This is a genomic window from uncultured Bacteroides sp., from assembly GCF_910586915.1.
In the GTDB taxonomy this organism is placed as follows: domain Bacteria; phylum Bacteroidota; class Bacteroidia; order Bacteroidales; family Bacteroidaceae; genus Bacteroides.
Map to the genome: position 1 here is coordinate 19,546 of NZ_CAJULN010000019.1, position 14,130 is coordinate 33,675.

General features: G+C 45.0%; 10 protein-coding genes. 5 read left to right on the plus strand and 5 right to left on the minus strand.

Annotated elements, in window-relative coordinates; translation table 11 throughout:
* Positions 1 to 185 precede the first annotated feature (185 nt).
* The 3 genes from QZ331_RS08550 to QZ331_RS08560 form a co-directional block, all read right to left on the minus strand.
* Positions 186 to 1,343 carry an MFS transporter gene (locus QZ331_RS08550; protein WP_294629509.1) on the minus strand — a complete coding sequence of 386 codons (1,158 nt, stop codon included), beginning with the start codon at positions 1,341 to 1,343 and terminating at the stop codon, positions 186 to 188.
* A gap of 8 nt (positions 1,344 to 1,351) precedes the next feature.
* Complete coding sequence (gene panB, locus QZ331_RS08555) at positions 1,352 to 2,173, minus strand: 3-methyl-2-oxobutanoate hydroxymethyltransferase (protein WP_294629510.1); 822 nt, start codon at positions 2,171 to 2,173, stop codon at positions 1,352 to 1,354.
* A 198-nt stretch (positions 2,174 to 2,371) separates the two neighbouring features.
* Positions 2,372 to 3,019 (minus strand): HAD family hydrolase, encoded by a 648-nt coding sequence (locus QZ331_RS08560; RefSeq protein ID WP_294629511.1) that lies wholly within the window; start codon positions 3,017 to 3,019, stop codon positions 2,372 to 2,374.
* Positions 3,020 to 3,167: 148 nt separating this feature from the next.
* Between QZ331_RS08560 and QZ331_RS08565 the strand changes: the two genes are divergently transcribed.
* Positions 3,168 to 4,517, plus strand: a complete 1,350-nt coding sequence (locus QZ331_RS08565) for an MATE family efflux transporter (RefSeq protein WP_294629512.1) — start codon at positions 3,168 to 3,170, stop codon at positions 4,515 to 4,517.
* A gap of 266 nt (positions 4,518 to 4,783) precedes the next feature.
* On the opposite strand, the gene QZ331_RS08570 is transcribed toward QZ331_RS08565, so the two are convergent.
* Positions 4,784 to 5,458 (minus strand): ABC transporter ATP-binding protein, encoded by a 675-nt coding sequence (locus QZ331_RS08570; protein WP_294629513.1) that lies wholly within the window; start codon positions 5,456 to 5,458, stop codon positions 4,784 to 4,786.
* Positions 5,459 to 5,484: 26 nt separating this feature from the next.
* Positions 5,485 to 7,794, minus strand: a complete 2,310-nt coding sequence (locus tag QZ331_RS08575; RefSeq protein ID WP_294629514.1) for an ABC transporter permease — start codon at positions 7,792 to 7,794, stop codon at positions 5,485 to 5,487.
* A 273-nt stretch (positions 7,795 to 8,067) separates the two neighbouring features.
* Between QZ331_RS08575 and QZ331_RS08580 the strand changes: the two genes are divergently transcribed.
* The 4 genes from QZ331_RS08580 (at position 8,068) to QZ331_RS08595 (ending at position 14,103) form a co-directional block, all read left to right on the plus strand.
* Complete coding sequence (locus QZ331_RS08580) at positions 8,068 to 9,411, plus strand: sigma-54 dependent transcriptional regulator (RefSeq protein ID WP_294629515.1); 1,344 nt, start codon at positions 8,068 to 8,070, stop codon at positions 9,409 to 9,411.
* Positions 9,408 to 10,721: an ATP-binding protein gene (locus tag QZ331_RS08585; protein WP_294629516.1), complete on the plus strand. Its 1,314-nt coding sequence runs from the start codon at positions 9,408 to 9,410 to the stop codon at positions 10,719 to 10,721. Before QZ331_RS08580 ends, QZ331_RS08585 begins: the two co-directional genes overlap by 4 nt.
* Positions 10,722 to 10,876: 155 nt before the next feature.
* Positions 10,877 to 12,355, plus strand: coding sequence for a potassium/proton antiporter (locus QZ331_RS08590; RefSeq protein ID WP_294629517.1), 1,479 nt, complete (start codon positions 10,877 to 10,879; stop codon positions 12,353 to 12,355).
* 83 nt (positions 12,356 to 12,438) lie between these two features.
* The gene (locus QZ331_RS08595; RefSeq protein WP_294629518.1) at positions 12,439 to 14,103 is read left to right on the plus strand and encodes a long-chain fatty acid--CoA ligase; all 1,665 of its coding nucleotides are present in this window, start codon (positions 12,439 to 12,441) and stop codon (positions 14,101 to 14,103) included.
* The last annotated feature ends 27 nt before the right edge of the window (positions 14,104 to 14,130 follow it).

The window sequence follows — 14,130 nt, forward strand, 5'->3', positions numbered from 1 at the left end:
AGATATGAACTTATAATTTAAAATTTGAGTACCCTCAAAAGACTAAAAAAGGGGCGTATCATTACTCAATACAGAGCTTGATACGCCCCTTTTTAAATATCATAGTTACAATCTATAACTTTTCGGAGGAGACATTTTAGTTTTGACACATCCTCATTTTTCTATCAAGAGGAATTTTATACTCCTTACCTCACTTTCTTTCTTATATAATAAGGATACGTCGCAACAACGAAAAAGACCAAAGCCGCCGATGCTGCCATCTGCCCGGCATGAAGCATTTTGTCGGTATCCAAATCCAGGTAACACGTAGTGGCAACACCTAAGGAGATTCCGAGTTCGCTTGCCAATAGCTGGGTAGTATTTGCCGTTCCACGCTGACAGTGATGGGACAGTTTTACAAACATAACCAAAAACTCCGGCATGACAAGTCCCAATCCAAATCCCAAAAGTACGGAAGGGACAGCTATCGAACCGGACGTATCCAGCAAAAACATCGCCAGCATTTCCACCCCGATTCCTATAATGATCAGCCTTAATGTTTTCTCCTTCATAAAAAACAGGCGTGCCACGAACAGGGAGACGAAATACCCGAGCCCCACTCCTGCAAAGAAAGGAACAGGGATTCCCGTATTTCCGAGCACGACATCGTTGAGAAAGGGATGAACAAGCGGAATCAGCAATCCGGGCACAAACATAACCAGCATCATATTAATGGCAGGAACCCATCCGCGCAACAACAGAAAACGGTCGAACGAATAGTATTTGGTGACAATCGGTGCACGGAAAGGCACATAGACACCGGATGCTACAAAGATTCCCGCAGCTCCAAGAATAACGGAAACGGACAGCAAATTCTGAAAGGAGTAGCTTTTATAAATCCAGACTCCTAGAATCACACCTGCAACCATCCCCAAACGTGCCAACCATGCGAAACTGACATTGCCTGCACTGCGCAACGTAGAGTTGGTGATATCAATAGCCAAAGTGAGGCCTGCCGTCGTAGCTATACCGAAGGCTAATCCCTGCATGGTGCTCAGCAGGAGAAATTCCGTCATATTGGCCACAAAAGCATAACCTACCGTTGCCGCCATCACAAGGGCAGAAGAGAATACACACACCGTCTTACGCTTGTATGCATCCACAAGATAAGCATGAAAAGGACCGATAAGGAACATTCCCAACATGAAAAAAAGAAAGGCGACTCCTGTCTGTGCCACCGGCACTCCGAGACGGTCTGCCATCTCAACGGAAAGTACCGGAAACAACACATACAAGGATACAAACAACAGCAAATTAGCTATACATATCTGCATAAAATGTACTGTCCACAATTTTACTGCCATATACCATTTTAATATTGTTCCTTCTCGTTGGGGAAGTCGCAATTCTTCACGTCGGACACATAACGGCTGATGGCGTCGGTCATCACCGTGTACAAATCGGCATAACGACGCAGGAAACGGGGACGGAAACCATTGTTCATACCCAACATATCCTGAACAACCAGTACTTGGCCGTCTACCTGACCACCCGCACCGATACCGATGATAGGTATCGTCAGTTCGGAAGCTACTCGTGCGGCAAGAGAGGCCGGAATCTTTTCGAGCACAATGGCAAAACAGCCCGCCTCTTCAAGCAGATGTGCGTCGCGAATCAGTTTCTCAGCTTCGGCCTCATCTTTGGCGCGTACGGTGTAAGTACCATATTTATTAATGGACTGAGGCATCAATCCGAGATGTCCCATCACCGGAATACCTGCACTGATAATCCGTTTCACAGAGCCAATGACCTCTTCTCCACCCTCTAATTTCAACGCATCGGCATGACTTTCTTTCATGATACGGATAGCAGAAGCAAGTCCCTCCATCTCGTTTCCCTGATAAGAGCCGAAAGGCATATCGACCACCACCATCGCACGCTTCACGCCACGCACTACGGATTTAGCGTGATAAATCATCTGGTCGAGCGTAATGGGCAAAGTAGTCACGTTGCCCGCCATTACATTGGAAGCAGAGTCACCGACAAGAATCACATCGATTCCCGCACCGTCTACAATCTGTGCCATCGTATAGTCATAGGAAGTAAGCATCGAAATCTTTTCGCCTCTCTGTTTCATTTCAACCAAGCGGTGAGTAGTCACCTTTCTTGTATCATCTGATATATAACCAGCCATTTCTTTTTAAAATTTTGAATTATAAAATTAACTAATACATTTTGAACGATGTTCCTGAACATCGGCAAAAAACGGCGCAAAGTTATAACATTTTATTCATAACCGAGAAGGAAATAATAAAAAATCCTCCCAACCATCCGTCTGAGATAGCCGACAAATGGTTGAGAGGACAAACACCAAACCTTACAGAAAACGAAATTAACGGTGCAGGGCAAACAGTTTATCGCAATTCATCGCCGTAAAGTCGTCTATAATGTGGTGAGCTTTTCCGGCAATGGCTTCGGCAGTGTTGGTAGTAGCAAGCCCGATAACCGTTGCGCCTGAAGTCATACCGGCCTGCAAACCGTGGAAAGAATCTTCAAAGACATAAGTGTTTTCGGGAGTAACACCGCATATTTCCATTCCAAACAGGAAACAATCAGGGGCAGGTTTGGAACGGGCAAACATTTCACCGGTGAGAATGTGGTCTATCATTCCCTTAAACTGGGGATGGGCCTTGTAGACATTCTTCATCTTTTCCTTATTGGAACTGGTGACTACCGCCACTTTCACCCCATGACGGCGCAGGTCGGCGATAAAGGCTTCCACACCGGGGATATATTCGTAGGACATCTGTTTCTCAAAGGCATTGAGCAGCGTGGTGATTTCCTGTTGTGCTGCAAGCCGGCCGGAAAGATATTTATCGTAAATCTGTGTTAGCGTCTGCCCTTTTATGCGAAGCCCAAACTCTTTTTCGTTCAGGTATTTCAACCCTTGTTCGTTCCAAAAGAGAGTGTATTGTGTCTCTGTATCCATAATGACACCGTCGAAGTCGAACAGTGCCGCAATTTGTTTCGTTGCATTCATATAACTTCCTTTTTTACCTTAAACGTTAAACCTTGTGCATCAACCGATGCAAAGTTGTGAATAATCATTGAATCAGACAAATAATTTATACCTTTGCCCTATAAAAACGTAGCATTCGTTTTTCGTCCAAACTAAAATATCCAAACGCATGAGTAAAAACGATCCCCATACATTGGGCAATGAGAGTATCGGCAAATTGCTATTGCAATATTCCATCCCCGCCATTATCGGAATGACGGCGGTATCCATCTACAACATCATCGACAGTATTTTTATCGGGCATGGTGTCGGAGCAATGGCAATCGCGGGATTGGCAATCAGTTTTCCGCTCATGAATCTTGTAATGGCTTTCTGCACATTGGTGTCGGCAGGAGGTTCTACGCTTGCTTCCATCCGGTTGGGGCAAAAAGACATGAAAGGAGCTACGGAAATCGTATCGCATACACTGATGCTCTGCCTTACCAATTCGTTTGTTTTCGGAATATTGTCTTTTATCTTTCTGGATGATATATTGACTTTCTTCGGTGCCAGTCCGGATACCTTGCCTTACGCGCGCAACTTTATGCAAGTCATTCTGTTGGGAACTCCGATTACTTACACCATGATAGGGTTGAACAACGTGATGCGTGCCACCGGTTATCCAAAGAAAGCGATGCTTACTTCTATGGTGACAGTGGTGGCAAATATCATCCTCGCCCCTATCTTCATCTTCCACCTTGAATGGAGAATGCGCGGGGCTGCCACGGCAACGGTCATTTCACAACTAATCGGTATGATATGGGTACTGAGCCATTTTATGAAAAAAGAGAGTACGGTACACTTTGAAGGAGCGGTATGGAAGATGAAACACACCATTGTGGGAAACATATTTGCCATCGGTATGTCTCCTTTCCTGATGAATGTATGTGCTTGCGTGATAGTAATCGTCATCAACAACAGCCTGCAAAGCCACGGTGGCGATATGGCTATCGGCGCATACGGCATCATCAACCGGTTGCTGACGCTTTATGTAATGATTGTACTCGGACTGACAATGGGGATGCAGCCGATTGTCGGCTACAACTTCGGCGCGCAGAAGGCAGACCGGGTGAGACAGACTTTGCGGTTGGGGATTATCACAGGAGTGGTCATCACCAGCAGCGGCTTCCTTATCTGCGAACTTTTCCCACACGCCGTATCAGCCCTTTTCACAGACAATGCTCATCTTATCGAACTCGCCTCCGAAGGACTCCGGATAGCTGTCCTCATGTTCCCGTTCGTAGGAGCGCAGATTGTCATAAGCAACTTCTTCCAAAGCATCGGCAAGGCAAAAGTCAGCATCTTCCTGTCGTTGACACGGCAGTTGTTCTATCTTTTGCCTTGCCTGTTGCTCTTTCCTACCTGGTGGGAATTGAAAGGCGTTTGGATTAGTATGCCAATATCGGATGCATTGGCGTTTGTCACGGCAGCAGTGAGTCTGAATGTGTACATCCGAAAGGAACGATGTATTATAAAATAATGATTATCCGCTATTTTTCCCTTTCCAAATGACCGATTTACAGGAGCTATATCTCTTGCTTTCACCGCATATATGTCCTACTTGTAGCATCTATATGCGCTACGTCCAGCATCCATATGTCCTGCACACAGCGCATATATACGCTGTAACAGATTGATTATGAAGCTATAAATACGTCATTTGGACAGATAGGGGAAGATAGCGGATAATCATTTTATAAAATAATCACCACGTTACTCATCTCATATAGCCGATGCGATTCTTGTTTATGCTGTCACGCTGGCTACGATACTTCCGTCAAACAAATGCACTGTGCGGTGTGCAAAGCTGGCATCGTGTTGCGAGTGGGTCACCATGATAATGGTGGTTCCTTCGCGGTTCAGTTCCGTAAGAAGATTCATCACTTCGGCACCATTCTTCGAGTCAAGGTTACCTGTAGGTTCGTCGGCGAGGATTAACTGCGGGTGGGTAACCACTGCGCGGGCGATGGCAACACGTTGCTGCTGTCCGCCGGAAAGCTGTTGCGGGAAGTGTTTGGCACGGTGGCTGAGATTCATCCGTTTCAAAATATCATCCACCATCCGGGTTCGTTCGGAGGATTTGATTCCAAGATACGTAAGCGGAAGTTCCACATTTTCGTAAACGTTCAGTTCGTCTATCAGATTGAAGTTCTGAAAAATAAAACCCAACTTACCCTTGCGCACGTGTGTACGTTCTTTTTCTTTCAACCCGGCAACTTCCTGCCCCATCAGACAATAAGAACCTTCGGTGGGATTATCCAATAGTCCGAGGATATTCAACAAGGTGGATTTGCCACAACCCGAAGGCCCCATAATAGCAACAAACTCTCCTTCTTTTACTTCAAGTTTCACGTGGTTCAACGCTACAGTCTCCACTTCGGAGGTGCGGAACACTTTACTGATGTCGTTCATTTCAATCATACTATTTTCTATTTTAATTTTCTAAGTTATTCGTTGGCGATACTGTTTACCGGGTTTTCATTGGTTATGTGCCATGATTTGCAAATGACGCAGATAACAATGACAATCAGATTTGCCAATGCAATCAAGGCATAGACCGCCCAACTGACAGACACACGTTCGGTAAACATATCCATCCACATATCATTGACATACCAGGCAGCCGACACGCCGATAATCACCGCTACAGCCGCTATATAAAGTACATCTTTCACCAGCATTTCCAAAATACCGGATGTTTCGGCACCATTCACTTTACGGATAGCAATCTCTTTGGAACGGCGGAGAACTTCATCAGCAGTATATCCAATCAACCCCATCAGCATCACCAAAAACATACTTACCGTAGCCAACATCGTAGCATTACTGAACACGCGTACGGAATTATAACTTTCCTTTATCGTCTGCTCCATCGAGTGGAAATCTATCGTTTTCCTCGGAAAAGCATCGACTACCTCTTTGTTCAGCCTTTGAAAGTTCTCTCCAAAGGGTTCTTTCAGCCGGATATGGACACAAGGACCGAATCTTTTGGTTGTCATTGCAAGAAAAGGTTGTTGCGGATTAGTCAAATCACCTATACGAAAATCCTTGAGTACTCCCACTACCTGACAGACAGAGCCGGAATTATAAACCATACGGTTCAACACGCTATCTCCCCAATGCATCCATTTGGCAAAAGTCTCATTAACCACAACCTCTCTTCGCTCTTGCGGCATACGCCCTTCTTTCATTACCATACCCATCATTGCCGGATAATCTTCTGTCAAACTACAATAACGTGAAGAAAAAAGACTCTGACCATTTTCGTCCTGAATCATCGTTCCGCTATAGTTAGAGGCCGGATAACTATCGGCACTGGATACAGCCTCAACGTAAGGAAGTCCACGGAAAAAGGCTTGGGCATAGTCGCAATTCTCTTTATTTCCAAAGTTGGTTCTCGCCACCACTACACGTTGCGGATTATAGCCGAGGTCTTTGTTCAATACATAATAATATTGTACCATCACTACGTACATCAATCCGCAAATAAATGCCACGCCGGCAAATTGGACAAACAGTAACGGACGTTTCCAATTTTTCTTACCCTCCGTATAGCGATGAAACACCTGAGATACGGGAATCCGGGCAAACAGACGACCGGGCAATATCCCTCCTACTACAAACAACACGGTAACTACCAGCAAAGATACCCAAATACGGTCTAAAGAAAACAAAGAGATTAGTCCTACAGAAGCGGTATCTTCAAAAAACTCACGGAAATTAAGCAAAATTCCTCCCATCAACAACAACGCAAGGAGAATGATAACACCTGTTTCCAACAAAAACATTCCCAATATCTTTCCACTACCTGCCCCATTGCATTTATGTATCCCGATTGCCTTGGCACGATGAGGAAGCGAAGATACGGATATCAACACATAGTTCAATGTAACGACAAAAAGAATAATGATTCCCAAGATAGACATGATGTTGCGCATACGTTTTACATCCTTATGCTCACGATAGACATCACGAATTGGTTTCAAAAAGGCGGTATATCCTACTACACTCCGAGATTCGGCAGAACGATATTTATCAATCATTTTTTCCATTCTGGCATTCACCGCCTCCTTATCGGCTCCCGGTCGGAAACGGACAAAACCTAACCAGCTATCCCCGCCATTCCATGAATATCTGCCCCATCCACGGATCAAAATAGTGGGCATGGAAATCACCGCATCCGGTTTTACCGTAGCATTCTCAGGAATATGAGCATAGGTTCCTTTTACCGTCAGTTCTATTTCTTTATTATAAAGAATTATCTTTCCTATCGGATTTTCTTCATTGAACATCTTCCGTGCCAAACGGTCGCTCAAATAAACCACATCTTTCTGTAACAAATCCGTTGACGGAACACCACTCAAGACCTTAATACCCATTGTTTGAAAGAACAATGAATCGGCAGTTATATTATTGGTGTCAAAACGTACATTTCCATAGTAAAGAGGCTCCTTTATCCATTCACAACAACAGGTAGCCGCTTCTATTTCTTTCGGAAAATTTTCCAAAATGGCTCCTGCCACCGGCGCATAATTCGCTTTTTGAGGTTCAAAGACTTGCCCTTTCGCAGAAAAGATGGAGAAAACTTGGTACAAATTGTCGTACTCTTTAAAACACTTGTCAAAACTCTGCTCGAAAGCCACACGAGCAAACAAAAGAATACTCATTGTCAATCCCAAAGCCAAAGAGAGAATTTTAATCATGTTCGAGCCATGTCCCCGCAGCAAGGTCTGAAATACATAGTAAAGTTGTTTCATGTTGTCATATGTTTTTTCTGATTTTTCTACATTATTAAAAGCAGAATACGTGCCAAATTTGTATCTACACTAATTATCAACATCTTATCTTTTTAGTCCATTTTACTCATTGTCTAATAATTAGACGCTTCTGTCTAATTATTAGACAAAGCCTTTACTTCCCTGCAAACTCTGCCATGAAACATCCATCAATGCGACCTTAATTTTAACAACAAATTATTGAATTTATGAATTACTTTTTTGTATGTTTGCGCCTTACAAACTTACACGAAAATGAATAAATCAGGAACCATCGTCATTGTAGACGACAATCAGGGAGTGCTGACGGCTGTACAAATTCTGTTGAAAAGCTATTTCTCAAAAGTAATCACGCTCTCCTCTCCCGTCACACTGACGAGTGCCATACGCGAAGAGAAGCCGGAGGTAATATTACTGGATATGAATTTCACATCAGGCATTAATACCGGCAATGAAGGTCTGTTCTGGTTGCATGAAATAAAGAAGGTACATCCGGAAGTTCCGGTCGTACTTTTTACGGCTTACGCGGATATTGAACTGACTATCCGGGGGATTAAAGAAGGGGCTACCGACTTTATCGTAAAGCCCTGGGATAATCAAAAGTTAGTGGACACTCTACAAGCCGCAGCCGCATCTACACTCCGCAGAAAGAAAACGAGCATAAAAGAAGAACCTGTTCATCCAGCGATGTACTGGGGAGATAGCAAAGTGATGAAGCAACTCCGTATGCTCATTGAAAAGGTTGCCGTCACCGACGCCAATATCCTGATAACCGGTGAAAACGGAACGGGAAAAGAAATGCTGGCACGTGAAATTCATTCTTTGTCCAACCGTAGACATAAAGAAATGATTGCCGTCGACATGGGAACTATCACAGAGTCTTTATTCGAAAGTGAACTCTTCGGACACGTAAAAGGCTCTTTCACGGATGCACACACCGACCGCGCAGGCAAATTCGAGTCTGCTGATAAAAGCACCCTGTTTTTAGACGAAATAGGCAATTTGCCTTATCACCTGCAAGCCAAACTACTGACTGCCATCCAACGGCGAAGTATCGTACGTGTAGGAAGCAATGCTCCTATCTCTATTGATATCCGGCTGATATGCGCTACCAACCGGGACTTGCAGGAGATGGTGGACAAAGATGAATTCCGGGAAGATTTGCTCTATCGCATCAATACCATCCATGTAGAAATACCACCTTTACGGGAACGGAAAGAGGATATTATCCCACTTGCGGAAAGATTTATCGTACGTTTCTGCAAGCAATACGACAAGGCTTTGATGAAGTTTACACCCGAAGCTAAAGGAAAACTGACAGCACATCCGTGGTTTGGCAATATCCGCGAATTGGAACACGTCATTGAAAAAGCCGTCATCATCAACGACAGTCCGTTGCTTCCTGCCGAATTGTTTCAATTATCAATAACACCACGCACAGGGATGCGTGAGAAAAGCATTTCTACGCTCGAAGAGATGGAAATACAAATGATACAGAAAGCTCTGGACGCTTGTGCAGGAAACTTGTCGGCTGTTGCCAGCCAATTAGGAATAACAAGGCAGACTCTCTATAACAAGATGAAAAAGTTCGGATTATGAGAAAGTTCTTCCGGCAACTTAGTTACCGATATTGGTTCAGAGTAGCATTAACCGCCTGTGTCTGTCTGCTGACTGTCCGGTTGGGCTTCCAGAAAAATTACATAGGATTCGGCCTCAGTGCGGTTCTGCTGGTTTTAAGTATCTTATGGCAAATGCGGTTATATCGCCATCATCTCAAACAAATACTTTTTATGATTGATGCTTTGGAGAATAACGACAACGCTTTCCGCTTTCCCGAAGAAACTGGAACAACGGAAAGCAGGCAAATCAACAAAGCACTCAACCGGGTGGGACATATCTTATACAACGTAAAGGCGGAAACGGCACAACAGGAAAAATATTACGAGCTGATTCTTGATGTCGTCAGCACCGGACTGATAGTGCTCAATGACAATGGAGCCGTATATCAGAAGAATAAAGAAGCACTGCGGCTTCTCGGACTGAACATATTTACACACATCCGTCAATTAAGTAAAGTAGATGCCGGATTGATGGACAAGATAGAGAATTGCCGCCCTGGGGATAAGTTGCAGGTGACTTTCCATAACGAACGGGGAACGGTCAACTTCTCCATACGTGTTTCAGAAATCAATGTCCGCAAAGAGCATTTGCGCATCCTTGCACTCAACGACATCAATACCGAACTGGATGAAAAAGAAATCGATTCGTGGATTCGGCTGACACGCGTGCTCACCCACGAGATAATGAATTCAGTCACTCCCATCACTTCACTCTGCGACACCCTTCTTTCCTTGTCGGAAGAGCAAGACGAAGAGATTCATCACGGATTGCAAACCATCAGCAGCACCGGAAAAGGTTTACTTTCCTTCGTGGAATCCTACCGGCAGTTCACACGCATTCCAACGCCCGAACCTTCTTTATTCTACGTTCAAACGTTTATAGGAAGAATGATTGAACTTGCCCGCCACCAGCACCCATGCGACAATATCACCTTCCATACGGATATTTCACCTGCCGACTTAATTATGTATGCGGACGAAAACCTGATTTCGCAAGTAGTCATCAACCTTCTGAAAAACGCCATCCAAGCAATAGGAGAGCAACCTAACGGGAGAATCGAACTGCTCGCCTACTGTAACGACGCGGAAGAAGTGCTGATTGAAATAAAAAACAACGGCGCCACCATCCCTCCGGAGATAGCCGAACATATATTCATCCCCTTCTTCACCACCAAAGAGGGCGGAAGCGGAATCGGGCTGAGCATTTCCCGGCAGATTATGCGCCTTTCGGGCGGAAGCCTCACTCTGCTGCCAGACAAGGAAACAAAGTTTCTGCTGACATTCAACTGACAATAAACGGTACTGAAAATAACAAGTTCGGCAAATTCCCTCCCTTTACCAACAAAAATACATCCAAACAGGAGTTTCATTTGTTATGAATAATGCGTAATTTCGCACAGCGAAAAACGGTACGACAATTTTATAACTTTAAAAATATATTGCCTATGATATTTACAGCAGAAAACACCTTGCTTATCGGCTCTATCCTGCTTTTCGTCAGTATCGTTGTCGGAAAGACCGGATACCGTTTCGGAGTCCCCACCCTCTTACTATTCCTTGTTGTGGGAATGATTTTCGGAAGCGACGGACTGGGACTTCAGTTCCACAATGCCAAAGAGGCACAGTTCATCGGTATGGTTGCCTTGAGCATCATCCTGTTTTCGGGTGGTATGGACACGAAGTTCAAAGAGATAAAACCCATATTAGGTCCCGGTATCGTGCTGTCTACTGTCGGAGTTTTGCTGACGGCTCTTTTCACCGGACTATTTATATGGGGAGTATCCGGAATGAGCGGGACAAACATCTATCTGCCACTCACCACTTCCCTGCTGTTGGCTGCCACCATGTCGTCTACAGACTCGGCTTCCGTGTTTGCCATCCTCCGGTCGCAAAAGATGAACTTAAAGCATAATCTTCGGCCGATGTTAGAGTTGGAAAGCGGAAGCAACGACCCGATGGCGTATATGCTTACCATCGTACTGATACAATTCATCCAGTCGACAGGCATGGGAGTAGGATACATTGCAGCATCTTTTCTCATTCAGTTTGTTGTAGGTGCCACTGCCGGATATCTACTCGGCAAAATGGCTATCCGAATGTTGAACAGGCTCAATATCGACAACCAAGCGCTGTATCCTATTCTCTTATTGGCTTTTGTCTTCTTTACTTTCTCCATTACCGACTTACTGAAAGGCAATGGATATCTGGCCGTATATATCGCTGGCATGATGGTGGGAAACAACAAAATCATGCACCGCAAGGAAATCTACACCTTCATGGACGGGCTGACCTGGCTGTTCCAAATCATTATGTTCCTCTGCCTCGGATTGCTGGTAAATCCGCATGAAATGTTGGAGGTGGCAGCTGTGGTTTTGCTTATCGGTGTTTTTATGATTGTTGTCGGCCGTCCGCTAAGCGTGTTCCTGTGCCTGTTACCCTTCCGGAAAATTACAATGAAATCACGTTTCTTCATCTCTTGGGTAGGTTTACGTGGCGCAGTACCCATTATCTTTGCTACCTATCCGGTAGTGGCAGACGTAGAAGGCTCAAATATCATCTTCAACATCGTATTCTTTATCACCATTGTTTCGTTGGTTGTGCAAGGGACCACCATTTCTTTCGTGGCGCGCAAGCTCCGCCTCTCCGAACCTTTGGAAAAGACAGGCAATGACTTCGGCGTCGAGCTTCCAGATGAAATCGACTCCGACCTCAGCGACATGACCGTTACCCGTGCAATGTTGGAAGAGGCTGATACATTAAAGGATATGAATCTTCCCAAAGGGACACTGGTAATGATTGTGAAACGCGGCGACAAGTTCCTTGTCCCCAACGGAACATTAAAATTACAGGAAGGAGACAAACTCCTGCTCATTTCCGAGAAATCCAAGAGTGAAGAAATTGTTCAGACACCCTCCGTTAATTAACTGTAAAACTTAAATCCAAAATTCGGGTTGCAGTTATGAAATATTAAATTTGCGCAGTTTTAAACTAAATGTGCAAAAAACGGATGAAACAAGAACATCAGTTCATTGATTATATTGAGCAAAGTATCATCAAAAACTGGGACAAAGATGCCTTAACAGACTATAAAGGAATCACCCTTCAATATAAAGATGTGGCGCGTAAAATCGCCAAATTCCATATCGTTCTCGAAAGCGCAGGAATACAGCCCGGAGACAAAATAGCAGTCTGCGGGCGCAATAGCGCCCATTGGGCTGTCACCTTTTTGGCAACAGTCACTTACGGAGCCGTCATCGTGCCCATCTTGCACGAATTCAAGGCGGACAATATCCACAACATCGTCAACCATTCCGAAGCCAAACTGCTTTTTGTGGGCGACCAGGTGTGGGAAAACCTGAACGAAGACGCCATGCCTCTCTTGGAAGGTATCGCTTTATTGACAGACTTCTCCGCCTTAGTGGCACGAAACGACAAGCTCTTATATGCCTACGAACACCGGAATGCCATCTATGGCAAACGCTATCCCAAGAATTTCCGTCCGGAACATATCTGCTACCGCAAAGACCAACCGGAAGAACTTGCCGTTATCAATTACACATCGGGCACTACCGGCTATTCAAAAGGCGTCATGCTCCCCTATCGCAGCCTTTGGTCGAACGTTGCCTATTGTTCTGAAATGCTGCCCGTAAAACCGGGAGACCACATTGTCTCCATGCTTCCTATGGGACACGTATTCGGTATGGTGTACGATTTCCTCTACGGATTCTCGGCAGGGGCGCATATCTATTTCCTGACGCGTATGCCGTCGCCGAAAATCATAGCCCAATCCTTCGCAGAGATAAAACCACGGGTAATCTCCTGCGTACCCCTGATTGTAGAGAAGATTATCAAGAAAGACATCCTCCCCAAAGTAGACAGCAAGATTGGCAAGTTGTTGCTCAAAGTGCCCATCGTCAATGATAAAATCAAATCGTCGGCACGCCAGGCAGCAATGGAAATCTTCGGCGGGAACTTCGATGAAATCATCGTAGGCGGCGCTCCCTTCAATGCCGAAGTGGAAGCGTTTCTCAAAAAGATAGGATTCCCATACACGATTGCCTACGGTATGACCGAATGCGGTCCGATTATCTGTTCCAGCCGTTGGGAAACCCTGAAACTCTCCTCCTGTGGAAAAGCTGCTACACGCATGGAAGTGAAAATAGACTCACCCGACCCCGAAACTCATGCCGGTGAAATCGTCTGCAAAGGAGACAACTTGATGTTGGGATATTACAAGAACCCGGAAGCCACCGCACAAATCATCGACGTGCACGGATGGCTGCACACGGGCGACCTCGGTATCATTGACAACGAAGGATGCGTAACCGTGCGCGGACGCAGCAAGAACCTGCTGCTGACATCCACCGGGCAAAACATCTATCCCGAAGAAATAGAAAGCCAACTGAACAATATGCCGTACGTTTCGGAATCGCTTATTGTCTTGCAGCACGAGAAGTTGGTAGCACTTATCTATCCCGACTTCGATGACGCCTTCGCTCACGGACTGCAACAGGCGGATATTCTGAAAGTGATGGAGCAAAACCGGGTCGAGTTGAATCAGCAACTTCCCAATTACTCACAGATAAGTAAAGTCAAAATACACTTCGAGGAGTTTGAGAAAACAGCGAAGAAGTCAATCAAACGCTTTATGTATCAGGAAGCGAAAGGATAAAAAAAGAAGGTGTGCCGGAAACTCAAT

Coding starts and splice junctions, on each gene's coding strand:
- QZ331_RS08585 (WP_294629516.1), top strand. CDS start 9,408: ATGAGAAAGTTCTTCCGGCAACTTAGTTACCGATATTGGTTCAGAGTA.
- QZ331_RS08580 (WP_294629515.1), top strand. CDS start 8,068: ATGAATAAATCAGGAACCATCGTCATTGTAGACGACAATCAGGGAGTG.
- QZ331_RS08575 (WP_294629514.1), bottom strand. CDS start 7,794: ATGAAACAACTTTACTATGTATTTCAGACCTTGCTGCGGGGACATGGC.
- QZ331_RS08550 (WP_294629509.1), bottom strand. CDS start 1,343: ATGGCAGTAAAATTGTGGACAGTACATTTTATGCAGATATGTATAGCT.
- QZ331_RS08590 (WP_294629517.1), top strand. CDS start 10,877: ATGATATTTACAGCAGAAAACACCTTGCTTATCGGCTCTATCCTGCTT.
- QZ331_RS08570 (WP_294629513.1), bottom strand. CDS start 5,458: ATGATTGAAATGAACGACATCAGTAAAGTGTTCCGCACCTCCGAAGTG.
- QZ331_RS08565 (WP_294629512.1), top strand. CDS start 3,168: ATGAGTAAAAACGATCCCCATACATTGGGCAATGAGAGTATCGGCAAA.
- QZ331_RS08560 (WP_294629511.1), bottom strand. CDS start 3,019: ATGAATGCAACGAAACAAATTGCGGCACTGTTCGACTTCGACGGTGTC.
- QZ331_RS08595 (WP_294629518.1), top strand. CDS start 12,439: ATGAAACAAGAACATCAGTTCATTGATTATATTGAGCAAAGTATCATC.
- panB (WP_294629510.1), bottom strand. CDS start 2,173: ATGGCTGGTTATATATCAGATGATACAAGAAAGGTGACTACTCACCGC.